A 23,430-nucleotide genomic window follows, 5' to 3' on the forward strand; every position below is an offset into this window, starting at 1 on the left:
CGGGCTTAAAATTCGAAGAATGACTGTCGCCGATCACCATGTGGTCGGCGAAGTCGGTTTTGCTGCGTGGAAATCCAGCGATGCCTTCAGAAATGTCGAGCTTTCAGCCGACGTCCTGGAGCGGACCCGCAGGGCCTATGAGATTTTCGCAGGCGAAACCAAGGGCGACGTCTGGCTTGCCGAACTGGATGGCAAGATCGTCGGCTGGTGCGCCCGGGATGGCGCGCCGAACTATGTCTCCGATCTCTGGGTTCTTCCGGACCATCAGGGCAGGGGCATCGGCAAGGCACTGGTCCTTGATATGGTCTCCCGCATCAAGGCGGAGGGGCACTTGATGGTGACCATCCATACCCATGAGCGGAATGTCGGTGCGATCAGGCTTTATCAGCGTTGCGGCTTTGTCATCGCCTGGCGCGGCACCGAATATTCCAAGAGCATGGGGATGGATCTGGAAAAGGTTCATCTGGAGCAGTCCTTGACCTGACCGAATGCCGAGGAGAGTAGGATGAGTCCCGAACTGACATCTCTGATCGCAGCTTTCGACCGCCTCGCTGCTGCCGGTTTCACAAACGGGCCTGACTGGGAAGATGTGCATAATCTGTGCCAGCAACATGAGGGCGAACAGGCATTCGATTGGGGGCACGCGCTCTGCCATCGTATCGAAGGTGACGACTGGAATGCCGGTTACTGGTACCGGCGTGCAGGACGATCCGTGGCGACAGGTTCTTTCGCCGATGAATGGGCTGCGATGAAAGCCGCCTTGCAGGGCTGAAGGGAAGCCGGCCTTTCACCGAAAGGCCGGCCACAATTCTCTATCGGTTATTAAGTTCGGCTCTCACCAGCACCAATCCCCGTTCGGTAATCCGGTAGGGCCTGCCGCCTTGCGATCGGATCGCCTTCTTCTGCTTCAGCTTGCGAAAGGTGAGGAGGTCGAGGCCGGAGAAGATCCAGCCTTCGCGGGTAAAGAGTTGCAGTTTTTCGATTTTGCGATCGTCGTCGCGGGTGATCTCGATCCTGCCGCCCTGGGCGAGCAGGTGGAGAATGCGCTGTTCGGCGCGGGAAATATCCATTGTTTCGATGTCCGGAGAGGCGCTTGGCTTCAAGCGCACAAAAACGTTTCCGGCACCCGGAGGAGGTGTCGGGGCTTGCGTTTTTGTCTGGGCCAGTCGCCTGACGGCTACCGGCCCCTCAGCGGGCCTCTTGCGAAGAGAACATCAAAACTCCATCAGGCGAACCGCGCTTCAACTGTCTGGTTTCGCTCCATGAAAACAGCTAGGCGAGTTGTGTGTGCTCGTCAACAAGTCCCTTCGACACACGAGATCTTGCGCTGGTAAAACGACAGATACAGTGTTCTACTGGTCGCCTAACATGAAAGGATGAGGCCATAGTTCGCAACGCACGCGAAGACGATGTTGATGCTCTTGCCGAAATAGGCTTCCGCGCCTGGGAAAAGGCGATGGAGACGATCGGTGAAATGGCCGGTATGCGCGGCAGTGCGCGCGAAGCCTTTGCCAACTTTACACGTTCTTCATGGTTGACCATCACCGTCATCGAGCATGTTGGAAACATCGCCGGCTGGGCGGCGCGCGAACATCTCGATGAACTGATCTCCGACTTCTGGATCGATCCGCAATATCAGGGCCAGGGGTTGGGCAAGGCGCTGCTGGAAGAGGTCGAGGCGGAGATTGTCCGTCAGGGATTCGAGAAAGTGCGGATCGAAACCCATGCGCAGAACAGCGAGGCGATCGGCTTTTTCGAGAAGCACGGTTACGCCATCCATTGGCTGTCTGTTGCCTATTCTCCCAAGATCGACCGGGATGTTCAGTCCGTCGGCCTGTCGAAACTGCTGGTGGAAGCGCCGCCGAGCGTCAGCTACGGTCAGGAATTCTAGCTCACACCTAATTTTTGCAGCAGTGCGCCCGTTCTATCCGGTGCTGCAATCGCCACCACGCAGCATCCGGCCTGGAGAATGCAAAACAGTGGCAGCGCCACCGGGAAGGGCGGCTTTCGGGTCTTGTGCCTGAAATATCGCTGCCCTGCCAGTGCACCTGCGCCTCCACCCGCAAACGCGAGTAACAACAGCGTCGATTCCGCGATCCGCCACTCGCCATTGCGCGCCGCCCGCTTGTCCCAGCCGTAGATGCCGAAGACCAGGAGGTTGTAGGCAAATGCCAGGACGCAGAACGCCAGAAAAAAGCTCAGGCTCATTGCTGTCGAATCACCCGTTCATCGCGAAATGCAACATGTGGCAGAATCGGCCCATTTTGCGGACTTCGCTTGCGCCACCAGAGCATTTGTTCTACCTCACAAATTCAAAGAATTCACGCATGAGACGAGCCCAAAATGACCCTAGTCGACGTCCGTACCCCTGATCCGAAACGCTTCATCCCCGGCGCTACCGGCGACTGGGAAGTGATCATCGGCATGGAGGTTCACGCTCAGGTCCTGTCCAATTCAAAACTCTTCTCCGGCGCCTCGACAGAATTCGGCAAGCCGGCGAACGGTAACGTGTCGCTCGTTGATGCCGCCATGCCCGGCATGCTGCCTGTCATCAACGAGGAATGCGTCCGTCAGGCCGTGCGCACCGGGCTGGGCCTGAAGGCGCAGATCAACAAGCGCTCGATTTTCGACCGCAAGAACTATTTCTATCCCGACCTTCCGCAGGGCTACCAGATCTCGCAGTTCAAGGATCCGATCGTCGGTGAAGGCCAGATCGTCATCTCGCTCGGTCCGGACCGTCAGGGCCAGTTCGAGGATATCGAGATCGGCATTGAGCGCCTGCATCTGGAGCAGGATGCCGGCAAGTCGATGCACGACCAGCATCCGACCATGTCCTATGTCGACCTGAACCGTTCGGGCGTCGCGCTGATGGAAATCGTTTCCAAGCCCGACATGCGGTCTTCCGACGAAGCCAAGGCCTACATGACCAAGCTGCGTTCTATCGTGCGCTATCTCGGTACCTGCGATGGCAACATGGACGAAGGCTCGATGCGCGCTGACGTCAACGTTTCGGTGCGCCGTCCGGGCGAAGCTTTCGGCACGCGTTGCGAAATCAAGAACGTCAACTCGATCCGCTTCATCGGTCAGGCGATTGAATATGAAGCACGCCGCCAGATCGGCATACTCGAAGACGGTGGCGTGATCGATCAGGAAACCCGCCTGTTCGATCCGGGCAAGGGCGAAACTCGGTCGATGCGCTCCAAGGAAGACGCGCATGATTATCGCTATTTCCCCGATCCGGACCTGCTGCCGCTCGAATTCGACGACGCCTTTATCGACGCCCTGCGCGCCGATCTGACCGAACTGCCGGACGACAAGAAGGCCCGCTTTGTCGCCGAGCTCGGCCTGTCGATCTATGACGCCTCGGTTCTCGTTTCGGAAAAGGCGATTGCCGATTATTTCGAAGCTGTAGCCGAAGGCCGCGATGGCAAGATCGCCGCAAACTGGGTCATCAACGACTTGCTTGGCGCCTTGAACAAACTCGGCAAAGACATTGAAGAGACTCCGGTTTCGCCCGCTCAGCTCGGCGGCATCATCGACCTCATCAAGGCGGAAACCATTTCCGGCAAGATCGCCAAGGATCTCTTTGAAATCGTGCTCAACGAAGGTGGTGATCCGGCCGAAATCGTCGAAGCCCGCGGCATGAAGCAGGTCACCGACACCGGTGCCATCGAAAAGGCCGTCGATGAAATCATCGCCGCCAATCCGGATCAGGTCGAGAAGGTCAAGGCCAAGCCGACGCTCGCCGGCTGGTTCGTCGGCCAGGTGATGAAGTCGACCGGCGGAAAGGCCAACCCGCAGGCCGTGCAGGCGTTGGTCAAGGCCAAGCTCGGCATCGAGGAATAAGCCTTGTTCTTCGTCCGCACCGCCGGAGAAGAGGACGTGGAAAAGATCCGCGTCCTTTTAGGCGAGACGTTTCATGACGCCTACGATCCATTTTATGGATCGGATCAGGTGGCCAAGATGGTGAGCGGCTGGCATTCCGCGAATGCGATCCGCTCGCGCATCGGTAAGCGTGACGGGGAGTTTCTGGTGGCCGATGATGGCCGCAAGCTTGGCGGCATCGCCTATGCGGCCATGTATCCCAAAATGGCGAAGACCGTGATGCTGCATCAGCTCTACGTTCGCCCTTCCTGCCAGAACGAAGGTGTCGGTCGCGATCTGTTTGCCGAGATGGAAACCTGCTTCCCGGATGCGGAAATCATGCGTGTAGAGGTTGCTCTTCCGAATGTCCGCGCCATGTCCTTTTACGAGCGCCTTGGTTTCTCCGAGGTCGATCGGATGGAGGAGTGGGGAGCGCCGAATTCCGGCCTACCTGCCATCATCATGGAAAAGCGTTTGCAGCAGAACTGATTTGAGGCGAGGGGGAGGCCAAGTCCAATGAGCGAACTGACCATCAGAAGGGCGCATGAGGAGGACTTAAATGCCCTGATCGCCATCTTCTCGGCGGACGATGTAGGAGGTCATGGCGACACGACCGATCCATCCGCCTACGAGGATTATCTGCGCGCCTTTCATATGATCGATCACTCCGGCAACGAGCAGCTTTTTGTTGCCGAATTGGATGGCGAGATCGTCGGCACCTTCCAGATCCTTTTCAATCGCACGCTGACCGGACGCGGATCGCTGTCGATGATTATCGAAGCGGTTCAGACACGGCCGGATATGCGCGGTCGCGGCATAGGCGCGAAGATGATCGATTATGCGATGGAAGAGGCAAAACGGCGTGATTGCCGCCTGGTGCAGCTCACGTCCAATATCGCCCGTACCGATGCCCACCGCTTTTATGAGCGTCTCGGCTTTGCAAAAAGCCATGCCGGCTTCAAGATGAAGCTCAAGCACTCGTGAGGCCTAGAATCGCTGGACAGGACCGGCGGCAGGCGTCATAAGCAGGATAGCCATCTTTCGGCGTCAAATGTCCAATTCGACCATGTCAGAGCGACGGAATACCCCATGAAAGCACTTCTGCTGCAGTTATTCACCTGGTGGAACGGTCAGACGATTGGGACGCGTTTCTTCACCTGGCGCCATGGCAAGAAGGTCGGTGAAGACGAGATGGGCAACATCTATTATGAAGGCCCGATGGCTTCCTGGGGCAAACCGAAGCGCTGGGTTGTCTACAAGGGTTATGCCGAAGCCTCGGCCATTCCTCCGGGCTGGCACGGCTGGATGCATTACCGCACCGATGTGCCGCCATCCCAGGAAGACTACAAGCCGCGCGAATGGCAGAAGCCGCACAAGGAAAATCTTACCGGTTCCGCGCTCGCTTACCGTCCCAAGGGATCGATGGCAGCTGCCGGCGAGCGTCCGCGCGTAACCGGCGACTATGACGCCTGGACGCCCGGAAACTGAGACTGCCGCAGCCCGGCCAGACACCGATGGTCATTTGGCCATAATCGCAATCTAGTCATCGATCGCATAAGCGGTCGAGACGGGATGAATATGACACGGATAATGCCTTTTCCACGCAAACTCATTCTTGGTGCGCTGATCGCAGCAGCACCGCTGCTTGCCACGGAACAGGCTGTCGCTGCGCGTATTTCCAATCCTGTTGCCGTCTTCGCCGGCATCGACAAGATCACCGGCCGCATCACCACCTTCGATGTCTATGTCAATGAGACGGTGCAATATGGCGCATTGCAGGTGACGCCGAAGGTCTGCTACTCGCGCGACGACACGGAAGCACAGAAGATCGACGGCTTTATCGAAGTCGATGAAATTACGCTCGACCGCAAGATCCGCCGCATCTTCTCCGGCTGGATGTTTGCCGACAGCCCCGGTCTCAATGCCGTCGAGCACCCGATCTATGACGTATGGCTGACCGGCTGCAAGCCGCAGTCGGATATCCCGGCACCTTCGAACGCCACGAACTGATTGGCATCAGGCTGGTTGGTTAAAACGGCAGGTGGGGTCGATCGACCGCATCACGCAGCAGCACCAGATACTCGTCCTTGGGAATATCGATCGCGCCGAACGTCTTCAGGTGATCGGTCGTGAACTGCGTGTCCAGCAGTTTGAAACCGTTCCGGTTCAATCGTTCCACCAGATGCACGAGGCAGATCTTCGAAGCATCGGTACGCCGCGAGAACATGCTTTCACCAAAGAAGGCAGCACCCAGCGACACGCCATAGAGACCGCCCACCAGAACGCCGTCTTCCCAGGCTTCGACGCTGTGTGCATGTCCCATGCGGTGAAGCTCGCCATAAAGTTGGCGAATGGTGGCGTTGATCCACGTGCTCGGTCGGTCGGGCGCGGATTGTGCGCACATGCCGATGACGTCATCGAATGCGGTATCGAAACGGATTTCGAATGGCGCTTTACGGATGGTCTTGGCAAGGCTTTTGGAGACGTGGAAATCGTCTAGCGGGATGATGCCCCGCATTTCCGGCTCGACCCAGAAGATCTCCGGATCATCGGCCGCTTCGGCCATCGGAAACAGGCCTATCGAATAGGCTCGCAACAGAACGTCCGGTGTGATTGCCGGGTAATATCTGCCGCGCCGACCTGCCATTTCGCTCCCTATGGCATCGACCCTGAAGCCGGTATCGGCTTTCGGAAAGTACGATGCAGATAATCCATTTCTGCCTCATCCTTTATGCATCGGCTTTGACGCAGAAAGGATGAGATAGAAAGACGCCCGGAACGATGTGCTCCGGGCGTCTATTATAATCAGTGTTCGTTGCCGCCGGCCAGATAGTTTTCCAGCCAGTGAATGTCGTAGTCGCCCTTCAATATGTCGGGGTTCTTGACCAGGTCCTGGAAGAGCGGCAGCGTTGTCTTGATACCGTCGACGACGAATTCGTCCAGCACGCGACCGAGGCGCTTGATGCATTCCTCGCGCGTGCGGCCATGGACGATCAGCTTGCCGATCAGGCTGTCATAGTAAGGCGGGATCTTGTAGCCCGCATAGACACCCGAATCGACGCGAACGCCGAGGCCGCCCGGAGCATGGAAATGCGTGATCGTGCCGGGCGAGGGAACGAAGGTCCGCGGGTCCTCGGCATTGATACGGCACTCGATCGCGTGACCCTGGAACTGGATCTCTTCCTGGGTAACCGAAAGCCCGTCGCCGGAAGCAACACGGATCTGCTCATGCACGAGATCGATATTGGTGATCGCCTCGGTGATCGGGTGTTCCACCTGTAGGCGGGTGTTCATTTCGATGAAATAGAACTCGCCGTTTTCGTAGAGGAACTCGATCGTACCGGCACCGCGATACTTCATCTTCTTCATCGCGTCGGCGCAGATCTGGCCGATCTTCATGCGCTGCTCAACGGTAAGGGCAGGGGAGTTTGCTTCTTCCCAGACCTTCTGGTGGCGACGCTGCAGCGAGCAGTCGCGTTCGCCGAGATGGATCGCATTGCCTTCACCGTCACCGACGACCTGGATTTCGATGTGCCGCGGCTTGCCGAGGTACTTTTCCATGTAGACGGCACCGTTGCCGAACGCGGCCAGCGCTTCGGTACGGGCGGTGTTGAAGGCTTCTTCGAGGTCGGCTTCGGTCTTGGCGACCTTCATACCGCGTCCACCACCGCCAGCCGTCGCCTTGATCAGGACCGGAAAACCGATTTCCCTGGCGATTTCCATGGCGTTTTCGGGCGTGACTTCGCCCTCGGAGCCCGGAACGACCGGGATGCCGAGATCGACGGCCGTCTGCTTGGCAGTGATCTTGTCACCCATCAGGCGGATATGCTCGGCGGTCGGGCCGATGAAGGTAATGCCATGCGCTTCGAGGATTTCCGCGAACTTGGCATTCTCCGACAGGAAGCCGTAGCCCGGATGCACGGCGTCAGCGCCGGTGATCTCGCAGGCTGCAACGATCTGGTGGATGTTGAGATAGCTTTCGCGCGACGGCGGAGGGCCGATACACACGCTCTCGTCGGCGAGGCGGACGTGCATGGCGTCCGCATCGGCCGTGGAATGCACGGCGACCGTTGCGATACCGAGTTCCTTGGCGGCTCTCAGGACACGCAGCGCGATCTCACCGCGATTGGCTATGAGGATCTTGGAAATCATGAAAAGCGCCTTACTCGACGATGACGAGCGGCTGACCGTATTCCACGGGCTGCGCGTCGTTGACCAGAATTTCAACAACCTTGCCGGAACGCGGCGCGGGGATCTGGTTCATGGTCTTCATCGCTTCGATGATGAGCAGTGTCTGGCCTTCCTTGACGGTCGCGCCGACTTCGATGAATGCCTTGGCGCCCGGAGCAGGCGACAGGTAAGCCGTACCGACCATCGGTGCGGTGACCGCGTTCTTGTTGTCGGCGGCGGCGACCGGTGCTGCTGCGGCCGGAGCGGCGGCAACCGGTGCTGCGGCTGCAACCGGAGCAGCTGCGATCGGAGCCTGTACGTACTGCGTTGCCGAAGCGCGCGAAACGCGGATGCGCAGATCATCCTGTTCGACTTCGATCTCGGTGAGATCGGTATCGTTGAGGATGTCAGCGAGGTCGCGGATCAGTCCCTTGTCGATCCCGTTCTTCTTCTCAGACATGGCAAACCCTATTGTTCTGTTCTATCTTGTCAGGCGATTGTGTATTTCAAGGCATGCAGCGCCAGAATGTAGCTCGCCGTGCCGAAGCCGCAGATGACGCCTTTGGCGGCCGGTGCGATCATCGAGTGATGGCGAAATTCTTCCCGTGCATGAACATTCGAGATGTGCAGTTCGATGACTGGCACCGATACGGCCTTGATCGCATCATGAAGCGCGATAGACGTATGCGTATAGGCACCGGCATTGATGGCGACGCCAACGGCTTTCTCGCCGGCCTCGTGAATCCAGTCGATCAGCGTGCCCTCATGGTTGCTCTGCCGGAAATCGACATCGAAACCAAGTTCCTTGCCCGCCGCAATGCATTGCTGCTTAACGTCATCCAGCGTCTGCCCGCCATAGATGCCTGGCTCTCTTTTGCCCAGCATGTTGAGGTTGGGGCCATTGAGGACGAAAATCGTCTTGCTCATACCGATCTTATGTTCCATCCGAATTCAGCGGCCACCTATAGACCGGTAGGGCGGCAAGGGAAAGCCCCTGCCGCGCCGAAACGCCGCTGGTCCACTAATCGATTCGCGATTCGTCGAAGAGGTCTGAAAACCGGCCTGTCTCAGCAGCTTGCCTTGCCGCAGGAGCGGACATTGCCGACCTTTTCCTCGATCTGCTGCAGGCCAACGGCGCCGAACACCGCCTCATCACCCACGATATAGGTCGGCGTGCCGGTAATCCCAATCGCATTTGCCAGCTGATAGGCCTGGCGAACGATGTCGTCATTCGGCTTTTCGGTCATCGTCTTGCGGATCGCAGCCTCGTCGACACCGAGTTCGGTCGCGACCGAAATAGCAGTCGCTTCCGACGCATGTTCCTGACCGACAAGAAGCTCGCGGTGGAATTCCGGATATTTCTCGGGCGCGAGGATGCGTACGGCATCCGCAACCTTGTGCGCCGCCATGGAATCGGGGCCGAGGATCGGGAATTCCTTCAGCACGAAACGGATATTCTTGTCCTTGGCGAGAATCTCGTCCATGTCGCCCATGGCGCGCTTGCAGTAGCCGCAATTGTAATCGAAGAACTCGACCACGGTGACGTCGCCCTTGGGATTGCCGAGCACGATGTCGTTGGGAGACGAGAAGATCTCATCCTTGTAGGCAGAGACCGCCTTGGTCGACTGATCGACGCGCTGGGCCTGCTGCTTGGCTTCCAGAGCATTTTGAACCTCGATCATCACTTCCGGGTTCTGGATCAGGTATTCGCGGATGAACGCGCCCATTTCCTTCTTCTGGTTGTCGTCGAGCGCGACAGCAGGAGCGGTGGCAATTGAGGCGGCCAGAACCGTGCCGGCGGCGAGCGTTTTGAACAGGCGTGTCATAAAATTCCTCTTGAAGCTTGGCGACGCGAATTCCGGTCACCCGCATATCATCGGCGGCAAGGCTAAGGCAGATGGCGGACAGGCGAAACAGAAAAACTTCATTGCGACATGGGGAAGGCTTCACATCTGTGTAAAACACGAGACTGTCACGAAGACGTATTGCCACATGAAATCCAGTAGCTTGCAAGCATTTCCTGAATCACTTTGACAGTGACGGCGTTGATACGCGCAAAAAAATGGCCGCATCAGCGGCCATTTTTCTCGATCGATATCGGCAGTTCTCAGAAGAACCCGCGGCGCTGCCACCAGCCGGCCTTTTTCGGCTTTGCCGCGTCATCTTCGCCTTCCGGAGCAGGATTGACGTCGGAGCTCTTCACCACCGCCTCGCTCGAGGAGGAGATGTTGGAGGCGCGGTTGGCGCGTGCCGGCTTTGCCTCTTTTTCTTCGGTGGCTGCAGCTTCGACCGCAGGAGCTTCGACGACTGCTTCTTCTGCCTTTGTTTCTACCGCAGGAGCAGCTTCAACCGGTTCGGCAACGACCTCCGCAACCGGTGCAACTTCGGCCTCAGCTGCCGCAGCGGCTGCTGCTTCGGCTTCGATCGCCTTCTTGCTGCGACGCGCACGCTTCGGCTTGGTCGGCGGCTCGACCTCTGCGGCAGGTTCTGTCGGTGCGGCTTCCGCAACCGTTTCTGCCGGTGCCTGTTCTGCAGCTTCAACCACGACCTCGACAACCTCGCTCACAGGAGCGGCATCATCGGCTACGGTCTCGGCATCGCTATCGACGCTGGCTTCAACACCCTCTTCGCCATTGCGGTTGCGACGTCCGCCGCGCTTGCCACGACGACGGCGCTTGCGGCGGCCGTTTTCGTCGGTTTCCGCATCGGCGGAAGCGTCAACGTCAGCGGATGTCTCGACGGCATCATCCTCGCTCTCGTCATCGCCATCTTCGGCGTCTTCGGAGATCTGCTCGACATTGCCATTCTCTGCCTGGGCATCGCCGTTACGCTCACCATTGCGGTTGCGACGACGACGACGACGCTTGCGCTTGCGACCGTTCTGGTCATCGCCTTCGGCACGTTCCGGCTTACTGACAGCCTTGGCTGGCTCGAGGTCGTTTTCTTCTTCGTCCTCTTCCATCTCGATGACGACATCGTCGTCTTCCTCGACCGGGATGGCGGCAAACTGCATCAGGCTTTCGATCTTGACCGGGTTCTCGACGGCTTCGCCGCGATCGATGGCAAAATGGGTCGAGCCGATGCTGACGTCGGATTCGATGAAGATAGAAACGCCGAAGCGGTTTTCGTAATCCACCACGGTGCCGCGCTTATGGTTCAGCAGGAAGAGCGCGATGTCCGGGGTGGTGCGCACGGTGATGTCATGCGTGGTGTTTTTCAGCAGGTATTCCTCGATGCCACGCAGCACGTGCAGGGCAACGGAGGACTGCGAACGGACATGGCCCGTGCCGCCGCAATGCGAGCAGATCTGTGTCGTCGATTCGAGAACCGAGGCGCGGATGCGCTGGCGCGACATTTCGAGAAGACCGAAATGCGAGATACGGCCGACCTGGATGCGGGCACGGTCGTTCTTCAGGCAATCCTTCAGCTTCTTCTCGACAGCGCGGTTGTTGCGCTTTTCTTCCATGTCGATGAAGTCGATGACGATCAGGCCGGCAAGGTCGCGCAGGCGAAGCTGACGGGCAACTTCTTCTGCGGCCTCGAGGTTGGTCTGCAATGCCGTGTCTTCGATCGAATGCTCGCGGGTCGAACGACCGGAGTTCACGTCGACGGCAACCAGCGCTTCGGTCTGGTTGATGATCAGGTAGCCGCCGGACTTCAGTGTCACCTGCGGCTGCAGCATGCGGTCGAGCTGCGCCTCGATGCCGGAGCGCGAAAAGATCGGGTGCAGGTCACGGTAAGGCTGAACCACCTTGGCGTGGCTCGGCATAAGCATCTTCATGAAGTCTTTCGCTTCACGATAGCCGTCTTCGCCGGACACGATGATCTCGCCGATATCCTTGTTGTAGAGGTCACGGATCGAGCGCTTGATCAGCGAGCCTTCTTCATAAACGAGGCAAGGCGCGGTCGACTGCAGCGTCAGTGTGCGGACGTTTTCCCACAGACGCATCAAGTATTCGAAGTCGCGCTTGACTTCGACGCGAGTGCGGTTGGCACCGGCTGTGCGCAGGATGACGCCCATGCCCTGCGGCACGTCCAGTTCCTTGGCGATTTCCTTCAGGCGCTTGCGGTCCTGCGGCTGGGTGATCTTGCGGGAAATGCCGCCGCCACGCGCCGTGTTCGGCATCAGGACCGAGTAACGGCCTGCCAGCGACAGATAGGTGGTGAGGGCAGCACCCTTGTTGCCGCGTTCTTCCTTGGCGACCTGAACGAGCAGGATCTGGCGACGCTTGATGACTTCCTGGATGCGATACTGCTTGCGCGGCTTGCGCACGACGCGATCCGGCACTTCTTCCATGGCGTCTTCGGCGCCAACGGACTCGATGACTTCCTTTTCGTGGTTGTCGTCATCATCGTCGTCATCGTCGCTGTCATGACCACGACGTGCATCGACATCCTCGGAGATCGAATCGGTGTCGATCATTGCGGCCATGCTTTCAGGCGTCGAATCGTCGGCGTCGTCTGCAGGGGCGCTTTCAGCCGTTTCGGCGACAGCTTCTTCCGCAGCGGGCTCTACGACCTTCTTGCGCGAACGGGTGCGCTTCGGCTTGGCCTTCTTTTCAGGCTCGGCTTCTGCCGCGGCAGGTTCTGCAGCGGGAGCTTCCGCTGCCTCTACCGTTTCTGCGGCTGCAACTGCAGGCGTTTCAGCCGTTGCAATGCCGACATCCGGCTGTTCCTCGTTGGCAAGGTCGACCACCGGATCGGCGGAATCCGCCTCGGCGATCTTGCGCTGGTCTTCAGCTTCCTGCTGCATCAGGGCCTGACGGTCCGCGAGCGGGATCTGGTAATAGTCGGGATGGATTTCCGCGAATGCGAGGAAACCATGACGGTTGCCGCCGTAATCTACGAAAGCCGCCTGAAGCGAAGGCTCTACGCGGGTTACCTTGGCGAGGTAGATATTGCCGCGGATCTGCTTCTTGTGTTGCGATTCGAAATCGAATTCTTCGATGCGGTTGCCGCGAACGACAACTACGCGCGTCTCCTCTTCGTGAGACGCATCGATAAGCATTTTGTCTGCCATTGAGTTTCTGCTCCTCGGCGCCGCCGTACAAATGCACGAAAGCCTGCCGCGAGGACAGGCTCGTTATGCACAACGGTCATGACGCCGGATAAAGGTGATCCCGCCGGGTCGATGCGAGACGGCAACGGGAAAGGCATCGAGGCCTTTGGCCTCTTCCTTCTTTCCGTTATCTGAAAAACTTGCCGCAACATTAAGGACCAAACGAGAATGACGATAACTGGATCCTGAGATCCGATGGGGTGCTCCATGCGAGCGGTGGGTGGCTAGCCACCCGGTATTTTTCCGGCCGTGACCGGAGTGATCGATTACGCAAGCTTAAAGTGTTGCGACGGCGGATGTTTGCCGGTACTTGGCGCCAGATCCTTCAAGGCTGGCCAGCCCATCGACACACTATCCCGTCAACCCTCTAACCTCACTGGCGTTGTATGGTTTATCTGTCACAATAGCAAGGGAAAAGCCGTATCCGCCATATTGTGGATGGATTTAGCCGCCTTATCGAAAGTGGGGTAAGAAGCCACGATTCGTGTTCGTTGTAACAGAAATGCCTGAAATGCGGGGCTTTCATTGGCGAGGCGGATGGTGTGCAAGAGATTTGGGGACGAGATACGCTTGAGGTCGAATAAAGGTCTAACAAATGGCAAGCTCGGCCTCATGCATGTGATCGCAAAAATTGGACGAATCGCTCGCCGGATCATTCCGCTCGTCATGCTTGCTGTTCTCGCCGGTCCCGCGATGTCTTTCGCCTCGCAGCAGCCTGTGCTTGCATTCGCCGCAAGGGTCGCAGGCGATGACGCCCGCACCCGTGTCGTCATCGACTTCGAGCAGAAACCCGATTTCGTCATTCACTATGTCGATGGCCCTGAACGCATTATCGTCGACCTATCGGCTGCAGCCTTCGGCTTTCCCGCATCCGACCTCGCGCCACGCGGCCTTTTCAAGGATATTCGCTACGGTACGATGGACAGCGATAGCGCCCGCATGGTCTTCACCGTCAATCGTCCGGTCAAGCTTGTGGTGGCGGAAGTTCAAAAGAACGAGGAACGTGGCTTCCGTCTGGTGCTCGATGCTGAAATGACCACCAAGGAGCAGTTTTCCGCAATGCTCAAGGCGCAGGATTGGACCACGTCAGCGGCCGTGCCGCCTCAGGATATCAATCCGGTAGTCGAGGATGGTGTTTTCACGGTTGCTGTCGATGCCGGCCATGGCGGTATCGATGCCGGCGCAAGTGGCGCAACGACCAAGACGCCGGAGAAGACGGTAACGCTCGAATTCGCCCGCCTGCTTGCCGAGCGCCTCAACAAGGTCGATGGTGTAAAGGCCTTCCTGACGCGCGAGGATGACACGTTCCTGTCGCTGTCGCAGCGCGTCACCATCGCGCGGCAGAAACATGCGGACCTTTTCATTTCGCTTCATGCCGATACGCTGGCGCAGAAGGATATCCGCGGGGCGACCGTCTATACCTTGTCCGACAAGGCGTCCGACCGCATGGCTGAAAACCTTGCGGCCCGTGAAAACCTCTCCGACCAATTAGCGGGCTTCAGTATCGAGAGCGGCCCACCGGAAGTGGCCGATATCCTGCTCGACCTTACCCGTCGCGAGACGCAGGCATTTTCTGTGGCTCTGGCTGACAACGTGGTAAAATCCTTCGAGGGGCAGGTCGGCTTGATCAACAATCCGCACCGGCAAGCCAATTTCCAGGTTCTTCGCGCTCCGGATATTCCGTCCGTCTTGCTGGAAATGGGCTTTCTGTCGAATGCGGAGGATGAAAAGCTCCTGCTTGATGAGGAGTGGAGGAAGAAGGTGGCTGCACTCGTGGCCGATGCCGTCGACCGATATCGCCGCCGGTCCGTCGCCAATGGCGGGTAGGGCCGGGTTGGGGTAGGGCGTGGCCGCATTGCCACATCGGCTACCCGATTGCCTCAGGCTGCGCCGAAGATACGGAATTACTTGTGAAAAGCCCTACTTTCCTCACATTCGAAGAGCAGGTCGCGGTAATGGATTTCGCATGGTCTCCGGTTTCGCGGAGTTGATCCGGTCTCCCTTGCACTGACGTAAACGGCGTGCAAAAGGCCTGTTGGCGTGCGATTGTTCTTTTCGCGCCGAGAAAAAGCTGAACGGTAGCTCAGATATGATCAGACTGATTGGATATTTCTTTGGACTGGCCTGCGTGCTCTTTCTGGGCGTCGCTGCGGCCGTTGCCATCTATTTGAGTGGCATGACCAAGGATTTGCCCGACTACGAGGTGCTGGCTTCCTACGAGCCGCCGGTCGCGACACGCATTCATGCCGGAAATGGCGCGCTGATGGCTGAATATGCCCGCGAGCGGCGCCTGTTCCTGCCGATCCAGGCCATTCCCGATCGCGTCAAGGCTGCCTTTCTGTCCGCAGAAGACAAGAATTTCTACAACCATCCGGGCGTCGATCCGTTCGGTCTTGCCCGTGCGGTCTTGAACAACATCCAGAATATCGGTTCCGGCCGTCGCCCCGAGGGCGCCTCCACGATCACCCAGCAGGTGGCCAAGAACTTCCTTCTGTCCTCAGACCAGACCATGGACCGCAAGATCAAGGAAGCAATCCTGTCCTTCCGCATCGAGCAGGCCTATTCCAAGGACAAGATTCTCGAACTGTATCTCAACGAGATCTTCTTTGGACTGAACTCTTACGGCATTGCCGGTGCAGCGCTTACCTATTTCGACAAGTCAGTGACCGAACTGACGACTGCCGAGGCTGCTTATCTCGCCGCATTGCCCAAGGGGCCGAACAACTACCACCCCTTCCGCCACGAGAAGGCAGCAATCGAGCGCCGTGATTGGGTCATCGATCGTATGGCCGAAAATGGCTACATCACGCAGGTCGATGCGGATGAAGCCAAAACGCAGCCGCTTGGCGTGAAGCCGCGCCGCGGTTCCGGCACTGTCGCGGCATCGGAATATTTCTCCGAAGCCGTTCGCCGCCAGCTTATCGAACGTTACGGCGACAAGGCGCTTTACGAAGGTGGTCTTTCCGTCCGGACTTCACTCGATCCTGACCTTCAGGTCATTGCCCGCCGTGTCCTGCAGAATGGTTTGCTGGACTATGACGAGCGTCGCGGTTTCCATGGTGCGCTGGCATCGATCGAAACTTCGCCGGATTGGGCGCTGGCCCTTGGCAAGGGTATCACGGACAACAAGATTGCCGAATTGCGCGACGTTCCCGAGTGGACGATTGCCGTCGTGCTCAGTGTCTCGGCAAGCGAAGTGGAAATCGGTCTGGAATCCCAGAGCGGCGATAAAGCCAATCCGGAGCGCAAGACCGGAAAGATTGCCGCCGACGACATGAAGTGGGCCTACCGGGACGCTGCAGGTGAGCGCAAGACCGCAAAAAGTCCTGATGGTGTCCTGAAAGTCGGTGACGTGATCTATGTCGAGGCGCTGAACGATGGCGGTAGCGCCTATCGCCTGCGCCAGCCTCCGAAGGTTCAGGGCGGTTTCGTCGCCATGGATCCGAATACCGGCCGCGTTCTGGCCATGGTCGGCGGTTTCTCCTATTCGCAATCGGAGTTCAACCGCGCCACACAGGCGATGCGTCAGCCGGGGTCTTCCTTCAAGCCCTTCGTCTATGCGGCAGCTCTCGACAATGGCTATACGCCGGCATCAGTTGTTCTCGATGCGCCGATCGAGGTTGTCTCGGGCAACCAGGTGTGGCGCCCGTCCAACTACGGCGAAGAGGATGGCACCGGTCCGGCGACGCTGCGCACCGGTATCGAAAAGTCCCGTAACCAGATGACCGTGCGCCTTGCTCAGGACATGGGCATGGATCTTGTGGCCGAATATGCAGAGCGTTTCGGCATCTATGACAAGATGCAGCCCTATCTGCCGATGGCGCTCGGCTCCGGCGAAACGACCGTGATGCGCATGGTGTCCGCCTATGCGGTCATCGCCAATGGCGGCAAGCAGATCAAGCCGACCGTCATCGACCGTATTCAAGATCGCTACGGCAAGACGATCTTCCGCCACGAAGAGCGTGGCTGCGAAAGCTGCAATGCCAGCGAATGGGCCAATCAGGAAGAGCCGGTTCTGGTCGATAATCGCGAGCAGGTTCTCGACCCGATGACGGCCTATCAGATCACCTCGATGATGGAAGGTGTCGTTCAGCGCGGCAGTGCCGCCGGCAAGATCCCGGTCAAGGACCGTTCGGTCGCTGGCAAGACGGGCACCACCAATGATGCGAAGGACACCTGGTTCGTCGGGTTCACGCCCAACGTCGTGGCCGGCCTTTATCTGGGCTTCGACACGCCTGCTCCGCTCGGAAACCGCGCGACCGGCGGTGGTCTTGCAGCCCCGATCTTCGGAGCCTTCCTTGAACAGGCTGCAAAGCGCATGCCGGCTGAAAAGTTCCAGGTGCCGGATGGCATGAACTTCATCGCGGTAAACCGCAAGACCGGCATGATGGCATTCGATGGTGAGCCCGACACGATTGTCGAGGCCTTCAAGCCCGGCACCGGACCGGCCGACGTCTTCCAGGTCATCGGCGAGGGCGAATACATGACGCAGGAGCAGATTCTGGATTCGTCGCCCCAGGCCCAGCAGGCCATTACCTCGGGCGCATCGGGTCTCTACTGATCTGATCGAAACGTCTGGCGATCGGGGGCGGTCTTTACATCCGGCCCCGGCGCAACTATGTCCCATCGCATCTTAATCCCTCAGATCACACAGAGAGAGAAGAACACGCCATGCGCGCGGAAATGCTGAATGTTGTCGACGAAATCAAGCAGGCCATAAGCCTGCTGAGGAGGCATCTTTGACTGGGACCAGGCTGTAAGAAGACTGGACTGGTTGAATAACAAGGCAGAGGATCCAACCCTCTGGAACGACGCACAGGAAGCCCAGAAGCTGATGCGCGAGCGCCAGCAGCTCGACGAGGCGCTGAGCGGCGTGAAAACGATGGAGCAGCAGCTCGCCGACAATATCGAGCTCATCGAGCTTGGTGAGGAAGAAGGCGACGAAGCGATCGTCAAGGATGCCGAAGACGCGCTGAAGGCGCTGAAGGCCGAAGCTGCCCGCCGTCAGGTGGAGGCCATGCTTTCGGGCGAGGCGGATGCCAACGACACCTATGTCGAAGTGCATTCGGGCGCCGGTGGCACTGAAAGCCAGGACTGGGCGAACATGCTGCTTCGCATGTATACCCGCTGGGCCGAACGCCAAGGCTACAAGGTTGAACTGCTCGAGATGCATGACGGTGAAGAAGCCGGCATCAAGTCCGCGACGATCCTCGTCAAGGGACATAATGCATTCGGCTGGATGAAGACCGAATCGGGTGTGCATCGGCTCGTCCGCATCTCGCCTTACGATTCGAACGCGCGCCGGCATACGTCTTTCTCGTCGATCTGGGTCTATCCGGTCGTCGACGACTCGATCAACATCGAGGTCAACGAAAGCGATTGCCGTATCGATACCTATCGCGCGTCGGGTGCCGGCGGTCAGCACGTCAACACCACCGACTCGGCCGTGCGTATCACCCACATCCCGACCGGTATCGTGGTGTCCTGCCAGCAGGAACGTTCGCAGCACAAGAACCGTGCCAAGGCATGGGAAATGCTGCGTGCCCGCATGTACGAAGCCGAACTGATGAAGCGTGAAGAGGCCGCCAACGCCGAAGCCGCTTCCAAGAGCGATATCGGCTGGGGCCACCAGATCCGTTCCTACGTTCTGCAGCCCTACCAGCTGGTCAAGGATCTGCGCACGGGCGTTTCCTCGACTGCGCCGGACGATGTTTTGGATGGCGAACTGAATGAGTTCATGGAAGCCGCCCTGGCGCATCGCATCAGCGGCAAGCCGGATGTCGATGTTGCAGACGTCGAGTGATCGGATATTCAAATAGAAAAAAGCCGGGCGAATGTCCGGCTTTTTTGTTTGTTCAGTGATGTGGTGGCTGCGTCTGAAAAAAGAGCCAGACCGAATCAGTTGCTGAACTGCTCTGCGAGAATGCGGTCGGACCAGGAATGGTCGGGATCCGAGAGAATGCGGGCGGTCAATTCAGTGGACTGGGCGATGCGCACATGCAGCACCGACTTGACCTCGGCATTGTCGGCAACTGCGTTGACGGGCCGCTTCTCCGGTTCGAGAATGCTGATGTCGACGCAGACATGATTGGGCAGAAGCGCACCGCGCCAACGCCGCGGCCGATAGGGTGAGACCGGCGTCATTGCCAGAAGCGGCGCTTCGAGCGGCAGGATCGGCCCGTGAGCGGAAAGATTATAGGCCGTCGATCCCGCAGGCGTGGCAACCATCACGCCGTCGCAGATCAGTTCGTCGAGCCTGACGCGGCCGTCGACCTCCACCTTGAGCTTTGCGGCCTGATAGGACTGGCGGAACAGATAGACCTCGTTGATGGCAAGCGCCGTCGAGACGGCGCCGTCCGTGTCCGTTGCCGTCATCTTCAGCGGATGAAACTCGTTCTCGACCGCAACGGCAATTCGTTCCGGGAGATTTTCCACGCGATAGTCGTTCATCAGGAAGCCGACCGATCCGCGGTTCATGCCGTAGACGCGTGGGCCATTGGTGATCGTCTCGTGCAGCGTTTGCAGCATGAAACCGTCACCGCCCAGCGCCACGATGACATCGGCGTCACCAATCGACCGGTTGCCGTAAAGCCGGACAAGCTCTTCAAACGCGGCTTGGGCTTCAGGTGCCGGGGACGCGATAAAACACAGCTTCTCGCAGGATATGGGCATGAACGGGCAGGCCTTTGACGGTGTCGCCGTAAACGATGCCCGCAGGCACCCTCAATGGCGTTGCTGGATTTTCGATCGCCTGAAAGCCGATGAGCCGCAGGCGCAGCAGTGGTACAGGAAAAGACGGCGAATGGACAAGCGGCCAGACCTTCATCTCCGTCCACTCTCGGCTAAAGATACTGGACAAATCCGACCGGCTGCGACGTTTTCGCTTTACAGCAGAATAAAATATGGTAATTCCCGCACCCAGTGGATGCCCTTGTAGCTCAGTTGGTAGAGCACCTGATTTGTAATCAGGGGGTCACGAGTTCGAACCTTGTCGGGGGCACCACTTTTTCCCGATGACAATCTCTTTCTTGATGTTTCTCGACTGGCTGCTGTCGATAGCGCTGGGCGAAAACCGCGATCTGGCGCCGCAGTGTGATCTCTGTTCGTGCGAGAGAGGCTGTTGTCAAACCTTCGTCGTCTGAGAACACCGAGCAATAAAATCCGGATTGGCGAAATCCGCGCAATCCGTTCGACCCGTCTTCCCATAGCGCAATGGCAGCCCGTTAAGATCGACCGTGATCCCGCCGGAGGCTCTGAGGATTGCGTCGCCCGCTGCCGTATCCCATTCCATGGTGCGCCCGAAGCGGGGATAGATGTCGGCAGCGCCTTCGGCTATCAGGCAGAATTTCAGCGATGATCCGACGGTTCGGACCTCGGCCGCGCCGCAGTGGTCGAGAAAGAAGTTGGTTTCGGCGCATCTGTGTGAGCGGCTTGCCACGGCTATGTCTGGCGCGCAAACTGTGCGGGCGTATATCGGTTCACGGCGAATGACCTCGAAGTTTTCGTCGATCCACAGTTTCTGTGCACCCACGGAGTCGCCTGAGTAGGCAATGCCGAGAGCCGGTGCATAAACGAAGCCCAAAACAGGCGCACCGTCTTCGATCAACGCGATATTGACGGTGAAATCGTCATGGCCATTGATGAATTCCTTCGTCCCGTCGAGCGGGTCGACAAGAATGAAGGCCTTGTTCGCTATATCAGGGATGCAACCCGCCGCGGCCCGCTCTTCCGCAACGATAGGAATGTGCGGACAAAGTTTTTCCAACGCTGCCAGAATGACCGCCTCCGCCTGCTCGTCCGCCTCGGTGACGGGTGACGCGTCGGCCTTGTAGCGCGCATTCGGCCCGGCCCTGTAGATGGCAAGGATAGGGCGCCCGGCTTCAAGGGCAGCCCGTTCGAAAATGGCGGCTATCGGTTGTTGCGGTAGAGATTTGGGCTGGGTGATCGTCATGATCCATTCCCATGCCACGATTTGGCGGGCGAGGGGAGTCTAAAGCCAGCGCATCCGCGCGGCGCAATGAATTGCCGTCATCTTATTGGCCTGCCCGGAGACGACCGAATAACCGGGCTTTATTGAACCTGTCGGTCGGCGCGCCGCGATGGAGACAGGCTCAGAGGCGCGACAAGCGACCGGCCGATTTCCAGTCCAATCAGGCCAAGCAGGTTGAAAAGCCGACCAACGAGGTCTCGAAGACGGGGAGGCGGGGTTTCCCGGATCCGCGCCAGCGGCTCGATTGTGACGATCTCTGCGGGCTCCGATTGATGCGCCATATCCGTTTCGTCTTCTGCGTACCGGTCAACGGTAGCAATGGCGCGCTTGCGTATGAGTTCAGCCAGTCCCAATGCGGGGCGGCCCGGTTCGTTTGGCGAAGGCGTGAGATCCCAGCGGTCGCTGAGGAAGGTTTCGGGTTCGATGCGATAACCGGCCTCGAGTGCCGCCTCGATGAAATTGACGCGGGCAAGGCCTGCATCGGCCTGGCCGACCAACACATCGCGGCAGCTGAGCACCGCCGCGATATGCGATTCTGTCCGTTTTGTCGGCCACGCGCCAATCAGCATCAGCGCTGCATCAAGCGTGCCCGTGACGATCACCGTTCCCGGCCGACCATACATTTCGATAACAACGGGACTTTTCCATGCTCCTGTTTCCATGCGCATCTCCCCAACTCAATATTAGGATGTGATCACGGAAGGCTTGCGCGAAGATGGATTTATAAGGCCGTGCTAATATCGGAAGGCTGGAGATCAGGCTTTCGCCAGATGCTGACGGGTCGCATAAAGCGCGATTGCTGCAGCATTGGATACGTTGAGCGACTTGATGGCACCCGGCATGTCCAGTCTTGCGAGTGCCGAGACTGTTTCGCGGGTCTTCTGTCGTATGCCTTTGCCCTCGGAGCCGAGCACAAGCGCGATCTTCTCACCCGCAAGCGTTCCTTCCAGGGGAGCTGGCCCCTCCGAATCAAGACCGATCGTCCGGAAGCCGAGTTTGTGCAATTCATTGAGTGCATCGGCGAGATTGGTGATCTGAATATAGGGGATCAGTTCGAGCGCGCCGGACGCGGATTTGGCAAGCACGCCGGATTCCGTCGGACTATGTCTCTGTGTGGTGATAATGGCGCCTGCGCCGAATGCTACGGCAGACCGCATGATCGCACCGACATTGTGTGGGTCGGTCACCTGATCGAGCACGAGAAGGAGAGGGCTCTCCTTAAGGGCATCAAGCCGGCGAACCGGCAGCGGCCGCGTTTCCAACATCACGCCCTGGTGGATGGCTTCGGGACCGAGCACCTTGTCGATATCCTGCGGCGATACGAGCTCCACCGGAAAAGGCTGGGCGGAGAATTCACCGATATCCAGGCGCAGGAACGCGTTCTGGGTGACGGAAAGCTTGATCAGCTTGCGTTCGGGATTTTCGAGCGCGGCGCGCACCGTATGCAGGCCATAGAGAAAGACCTGATCCTGCTGCAACTGTGGTGGCGTCCAGTCCTTGTTGGTCTTCGGACGCCTCTGTTGCTGCGGGGTGGGGATTTCACCGCGCTCGCGCTTCTGGTCGCGCACGGCACGGCGCAGCGTCGCGTAATGGGTGTCGCGGGCGGATTTGTCTTTGGGATCTTTTGTGCTCATGCCGCCTTATATAGGCGAGCCCCCTTGTCGCAAAGCCCTTCCGCAAGTGGCTCGGTGGAGAACGTAATTTTTTCGTCATTTTTTCAATGAGGTCGTGTTGACAGACGGAAACGAGCCGGTCATATAGCCGCCACAGACGACGGGGCGACACGCTACCGGGTCTGACGAACTTGGTCTCACGATCCAGACGGAATACTGGAGGGATGCCCGAGTGGTTAAAGGGGACGGACTGTAAATCCGTTGGCTCAGCCTACGTTGGTTCAAATCCAACTCCCTCCACCATTCTGTTTCCGGATCGGACCAAACATACCGCGGGTATAGCTCAATGGTAGAGCAGCAGCCTTCCAAGCTGAATACGCGGGTTCGATTCCCGCTACCCGCTCCACTTCTTCTTTCCGATATATTGGCGATAGACCTCTGCAAAGCGGTCGTTAATGTCGCTTGAGTGGCGTTTTGCCTGCGATTTCGCGCGTTCGCCCTTGTACTCCGGCTCGCCGTAATTATGTCTTGCGCATTCTAGTGGAAAGCCTTAAACGGCTGCACCAAACCCGGTTCCGGGTCCACCTCTATGTTCACAGGAAGCATTCAATGGCAAAGAGCAAGTTTGAGCGCAATAAGCCTCACGTCAACATCGGCACGATCGGTCACGTTGACCACGGCAAGACGTCTTTGACGGCTGCGATCACGAAGTTTTTCGGTGAATTCAAGGCGTA

25 protein-coding genes and 3 tRNA genes are annotated in these 23,430 nt (G+C 58.5%); 15 read left to right on the forward strand and 13 right to left on the reverse strand.

The genetic code is table 11. From position 1 onward, the window contains the following. The first annotated feature begins 19 nt into the window (after window positions 1-19). Both JNB91_RS09165 and JNB91_RS09170 read left to right on the forward strand, forming a co-directional pair. Window positions 20-484: a GNAT family N-acetyltransferase gene (locus JNB91_RS09165; RefSeq protein ID WP_220325188.1), complete on the forward strand. Its 465-nt coding sequence runs from the start codon at window positions 20-22 to the stop codon at window positions 482-484. A 21-nt stretch (window positions 485-505) separates the two neighbouring features. Further along, window positions 506-772 (forward strand): hypothetical protein, encoded by a 267-nt coding sequence (locus tag JNB91_RS09170; RefSeq protein ID WP_220325189.1) that lies wholly within the window; start codon window positions 506-508, stop codon window positions 770-772. Window positions 773-812: 40 nt separating this feature from the next. Here JNB91_RS09170 and JNB91_RS09175 read toward each other — a convergent pair whose 3' ends face one another. Next, window positions 813-1,070, reverse strand: a complete 258-nt coding sequence (locus JNB91_RS09175; protein ID WP_220325190.1) for a YjhX family toxin — start codon at window positions 1,068-1,070, stop codon at window positions 813-815. A gap of 314 nt (window positions 1,071-1,384) precedes the next feature. Here JNB91_RS09175 and JNB91_RS09180 point away from each other — a divergent pair, with 314 nt between their 5' ends. Continuing rightward, window positions 1,385-1,891 (forward strand): GNAT family N-acetyltransferase, encoded by a 507-nt coding sequence (locus tag JNB91_RS09180; protein ID WP_220325241.1) that lies wholly within the window; start codon window positions 1,385-1,387, stop codon window positions 1,889-1,891. On the opposite strand, the gene JNB91_RS09185 is transcribed toward JNB91_RS09180, so the two are convergent. After that, on the reverse strand, window positions 1,888-2,208 hold the full coding sequence (locus JNB91_RS09185) for a DUF1294 domain-containing protein (RefSeq protein ID WP_220325191.1): 321 nt from the start codon (window positions 2,206-2,208) through the stop codon (window positions 1,888-1,890). The two genes, JNB91_RS09180 and JNB91_RS09185, sit on opposite strands and share 4 nt — an antisense overlap. A gap of 135 nt (window positions 2,209-2,343) precedes the next feature. Between JNB91_RS09185 and gatB the strand changes: the two genes are divergently transcribed. From gatB to JNB91_RS09210, 5 genes are all read left to right on the forward strand, one after another. After that, window positions 2,344-3,846 carry an Asp-tRNA(Asn)/Glu-tRNA(Gln) amidotransferase subunit GatB gene (gene gatB / locus JNB91_RS09190; RefSeq protein ID WP_220325192.1) on the forward strand — a complete coding sequence of 501 codons (1,503 nt, stop codon included), beginning with the start codon at window positions 2,344-2,346 and terminating at the stop codon, window positions 3,844-3,846. Between the two features lie 3 nt (window positions 3,847-3,849). Further along, on the forward strand, window positions 3,850-4,353 hold the full coding sequence (locus JNB91_RS09195; protein WP_220325193.1) for a GNAT family N-acetyltransferase: 504 nt from the start codon (window positions 3,850-3,852) through the stop codon (window positions 4,351-4,353). A gap of 27 nt (window positions 4,354-4,380) precedes the next feature. Beyond that, on the forward strand, window positions 4,381-4,848 hold the full coding sequence (locus JNB91_RS09200) for a GNAT family N-acetyltransferase (protein ID WP_220325194.1): 468 nt from the start codon (window positions 4,381-4,383) through the stop codon (window positions 4,846-4,848). Window positions 4,849-4,953: 105 nt separating this feature from the next. Further along, window positions 4,954-5,352, forward strand: coding sequence for an NADH:ubiquinone oxidoreductase subunit NDUFA12 (locus JNB91_RS09205; RefSeq protein WP_220325195.1), 399 nt, complete (start codon window positions 4,954-4,956; stop codon window positions 5,350-5,352). A 90-nt stretch (window positions 5,353-5,442) separates the two neighbouring features. After that, window positions 5,443-5,874, forward strand: a complete 432-nt coding sequence (locus JNB91_RS09210) for a DUF2155 domain-containing protein (RefSeq protein WP_220325196.1) — start codon at window positions 5,443-5,445, stop codon at window positions 5,872-5,874. Between the two features lie 19 nt (window positions 5,875-5,893). Here the strand turns inward: JNB91_RS09210 and aat are convergent, their stop codons facing one another. The 6 genes from aat to JNB91_RS09240 form a co-directional block, all read right to left on the reverse strand. Next, window positions 5,894-6,511 (reverse strand): leucyl/phenylalanyl-tRNA--protein transferase, encoded by a 618-nt coding sequence (aat, locus tag JNB91_RS09215; protein WP_220325197.1) that lies wholly within the window; start codon window positions 6,509-6,511, stop codon window positions 5,894-5,896. A gap of 158 nt (window positions 6,512-6,669) precedes the next feature. Further along, the gene (gene accC, locus JNB91_RS09220) at window positions 6,670-8,016 is read right to left on the reverse strand and encodes an acetyl-CoA carboxylase biotin carboxylase subunit (RefSeq protein WP_220325198.1); all 1,347 of its coding nucleotides are present in this window, start codon (window positions 8,014-8,016) and stop codon (window positions 6,670-6,672) included. A gap of 10 nt (window positions 8,017-8,026) precedes the next feature. Then, window positions 8,027-8,494 carry an acetyl-CoA carboxylase biotin carboxyl carrier protein gene (gene accB, locus JNB91_RS09225; RefSeq protein WP_220325199.1) on the reverse strand — a complete coding sequence of 156 codons (468 nt, stop codon included), beginning with the start codon at window positions 8,492-8,494 and terminating at the stop codon, window positions 8,027-8,029. A 29-nt stretch (window positions 8,495-8,523) separates the two neighbouring features. Next, complete coding sequence (gene aroQ / locus JNB91_RS09230) at window positions 8,524-8,961, reverse strand: type II 3-dehydroquinate dehydratase (RefSeq protein ID WP_148148021.1); 438 nt, start codon at window positions 8,959-8,961, stop codon at window positions 8,524-8,526. Window positions 8,962-9,101: 140 nt separating this feature from the next. After that, entirely contained in the window at window positions 9,102-9,860 is a 759-nt protein-coding gene (locus tag JNB91_RS09235) for a DsbA family protein (protein ID WP_220325200.1), read from the reverse strand. A gap of 281 nt (window positions 9,861-10,141) precedes the next feature. After that, window positions 10,142-13,054 (reverse strand): Rne/Rng family ribonuclease, encoded by a 2,913-nt coding sequence (locus tag JNB91_RS09240; protein WP_220325201.1) that lies wholly within the window; start codon window positions 13,052-13,054, stop codon window positions 10,142-10,144. A 651-nt stretch (window positions 13,055-13,705) separates the two neighbouring features. Here JNB91_RS09240 and JNB91_RS09245 point away from each other — a divergent pair. From JNB91_RS09245 to prfB, 3 genes are all read left to right on the forward strand, one after another. After that, complete coding sequence (locus JNB91_RS09245) at window positions 13,706-14,920, forward strand: N-acetylmuramoyl-L-alanine amidase (protein ID WP_220325202.1); 1,215 nt, start codon at window positions 13,706-13,708, stop codon at window positions 14,918-14,920. Between the two features lie 262 nt (window positions 14,921-15,182). Then, entirely contained in the window at window positions 15,183-17,654 is a 2,472-nt protein-coding gene (locus JNB91_RS09250) for a penicillin-binding protein 1A (RefSeq protein ID WP_220325203.1), read from the forward strand. A gap of 110 nt (window positions 17,655-17,764) precedes the next feature. Continuing rightward, window positions 17,765-18,896, forward strand: a protein-coding gene (gene prfB / locus JNB91_RS09255; RefSeq protein WP_220325204.1) for a peptide chain release factor 2 whose coding sequence is annotated in 2 segments (ribosomal slippage) — window positions 17,765-17,833 and window positions 17,835-18,896 — 1,131 coding nt in all. Because the reading frame shifts where the segments join, the coding sequence is not laid out codon by codon here. Window positions 18,897-18,991: 95 nt separating this feature from the next. Here the strand turns inward: prfB and JNB91_RS09260 are convergent. Continuing rightward, window positions 18,992-19,765 (reverse strand): NAD kinase, encoded by a 774-nt coding sequence (locus tag JNB91_RS09260; RefSeq protein WP_220325205.1) that lies wholly within the window; start codon window positions 19,763-19,765, stop codon window positions 18,992-18,994. Beyond that, window positions 19,716-19,952: a hypothetical protein gene (locus JNB91_RS09265; protein WP_220325206.1), complete on the reverse strand. Its 237-nt coding sequence runs from the start codon at window positions 19,950-19,952 to the stop codon at window positions 19,716-19,718. Before JNB91_RS09265 ends, JNB91_RS09260 begins: the two co-directional genes overlap by 50 nt. A gap of 68 nt (window positions 19,953-20,020) precedes the next feature. On the opposite strand from JNB91_RS09265, the gene JNB91_RS09270 reads away from it, so the two are divergent. After that, a tRNA-Thr gene (locus tag JNB91_RS09270) sits at window positions 20,021-20,096 on the forward strand. A 120-nt stretch (window positions 20,097-20,216) separates the two neighbouring features. Here the strand turns inward: JNB91_RS09270 and cysQ are convergent. From cysQ to rlmB, 3 genes are all read right to left on the reverse strand, one after another. Next, entirely contained in the window at window positions 20,217-21,005 is a 789-nt protein-coding gene (gene cysQ, locus JNB91_RS09275; protein WP_220325242.1) for a 3'(2'),5'-bisphosphate nucleotidase CysQ, read from the reverse strand. Window positions 21,006-21,163: 158 nt separating this feature from the next. Then, window positions 21,164-21,745, reverse strand: a complete 582-nt coding sequence (locus JNB91_RS09280) for a DUF982 domain-containing protein (protein ID WP_220325207.1) — start codon at window positions 21,743-21,745, stop codon at window positions 21,164-21,166. 93 nt (window positions 21,746-21,838) lie between these two features. Further along, entirely contained in the window at window positions 21,839-22,717 is an 879-nt protein-coding gene (rlmB, locus tag JNB91_RS09285; RefSeq protein ID WP_220325208.1) for a 23S rRNA (guanosine(2251)-2'-O)-methyltransferase RlmB, read from the reverse strand. Window positions 22,718-22,914: 197 nt separating this feature from the next. Between rlmB and JNB91_RS09290 the strand changes: the two genes are divergently transcribed. From JNB91_RS09290 to JNB91_RS09300, 3 genes are all read left to right on the forward strand, one after another. Continuing rightward, window positions 22,915-22,999: transfer RNA gene (locus tag JNB91_RS09290), tRNA-Tyr, on the forward strand. Between the two features lie 29 nt (window positions 23,000-23,028). Further along, a tRNA-Gly gene (locus JNB91_RS09295) sits at window positions 23,029-23,102 on the forward strand. Window positions 23,103-23,305: 203 nt separating this feature from the next. Then, on the forward strand, window positions 23,306-23,430 hold a 125-nt coding region (locus tag JNB91_RS09300), incomplete at its 3' end, for a GTP-binding protein (RefSeq protein WP_262928001.1).

The sequence above is a fragment of the Aliirhizobium wenxiniae genome (genome assembly GCF_019511445.1).
Classification (GTDB): domain Bacteria; phylum Pseudomonadota; class Alphaproteobacteria; order Rhizobiales; family Rhizobiaceae; genus Neorhizobium; species Neorhizobium wenxiniae_A.

Excerpts from the sequence above, each read along its gene's own strand:
- gatB (WP_220325192.1), top strand. The coding sequence starts at position 2,344 with ATGACCCTAGTCGACGTCCGTACCCCTGATCCGAAACGCTTCATCCCC.
- accC (WP_220325198.1), bottom strand. The coding sequence starts at position 8,016 with ATGATTTCCAAGATCCTCATAGCCAATCGCGGTGAGATCGCGCTGCGT.
- JNB91_RS09165 (WP_220325188.1), top strand. The coding sequence starts at position 20 with ATGACTGTCGCCGATCACCATGTGGTCGGCGAAGTCGGTTTTGCTGCG.
- aroQ (WP_148148021.1), bottom strand. The coding sequence starts at position 8,961 with ATGAGCAAGACGATTTTCGTCCTCAATGGCCCCAACCTCAACATGCTG.
- JNB91_RS09210 (WP_220325196.1), top strand. The coding sequence starts at position 5,443 with ATGACACGGATAATGCCTTTTCCACGCAAACTCATTCTTGGTGCGCTG.
- JNB91_RS09175 (WP_220325190.1), bottom strand. The coding sequence starts at position 1,070 with ATGGATATTTCCCGCGCCGAACAGCGCATTCTCCACCTGCTCGCCCAG.
- JNB91_RS09185 (WP_220325191.1), bottom strand. The coding sequence starts at position 2,208 with ATGAGCCTGAGCTTTTTTCTGGCGTTCTGCGTCCTGGCATTTGCCTAC.
- JNB91_RS09250 (WP_220325203.1), top strand. The coding sequence starts at position 15,183 with ATGATCAGACTGATTGGATATTTCTTTGGACTGGCCTGCGTGCTCTTT.
- rlmB (WP_220325208.1), bottom strand. The coding sequence starts at position 22,717 with ATGAGCACAAAAGATCCCAAAGACAAATCCGCCCGCGACACCCATTAC.
- JNB91_RS09280 (WP_220325207.1), bottom strand. The coding sequence starts at position 21,745 with ATGGAAACAGGAGCATGGAAAAGTCCCGTTGTTATCGAAATGTATGGT.
- JNB91_RS09240 (WP_220325201.1), bottom strand. The coding sequence starts at position 13,054 with ATGGCAGACAAAATGCTTATCGATGCGTCTCACGAAGAGGAGACGCGC.
- JNB91_RS09200 (WP_220325194.1), top strand. The coding sequence starts at position 4,381 with ATGAGCGAACTGACCATCAGAAGGGCGCATGAGGAGGACTTAAATGCC.
- aat (WP_220325197.1), bottom strand. The coding sequence starts at position 6,511 with ATGGCAGGTCGGCGCGGCAGATATTACCCGGCAATCACACCGGACGTT.
- JNB91_RS09205 (WP_220325195.1), top strand. The coding sequence starts at position 4,954 with ATGAAAGCACTTCTGCTGCAGTTATTCACCTGGTGGAACGGTCAGACG.
- JNB91_RS09170 (WP_220325189.1), top strand. The coding sequence starts at position 506 with ATGAGTCCCGAACTGACATCTCTGATCGCAGCTTTCGACCGCCTCGCT.
- JNB91_RS09260 (WP_220325205.1), bottom strand. The coding sequence starts at position 19,765 with ATGCCCATATCCTGCGAGAAGCTGTGTTTTATCGCGTCCCCGGCACCT.
- JNB91_RS09235 (WP_220325200.1), bottom strand. The coding sequence starts at position 9,860 with ATGACACGCCTGTTCAAAACGCTCGCCGCCGGCACGGTTCTGGCCGCC.
- accB (WP_220325199.1), bottom strand. The coding sequence starts at position 8,494 with ATGTCTGAGAAGAAGAACGGGATCGACAAGGGACTGATCCGCGACCTC.
- JNB91_RS09245 (WP_220325202.1), top strand. The coding sequence starts at position 13,706 with ATGCATGTGATCGCAAAAATTGGACGAATCGCTCGCCGGATCATTCCG.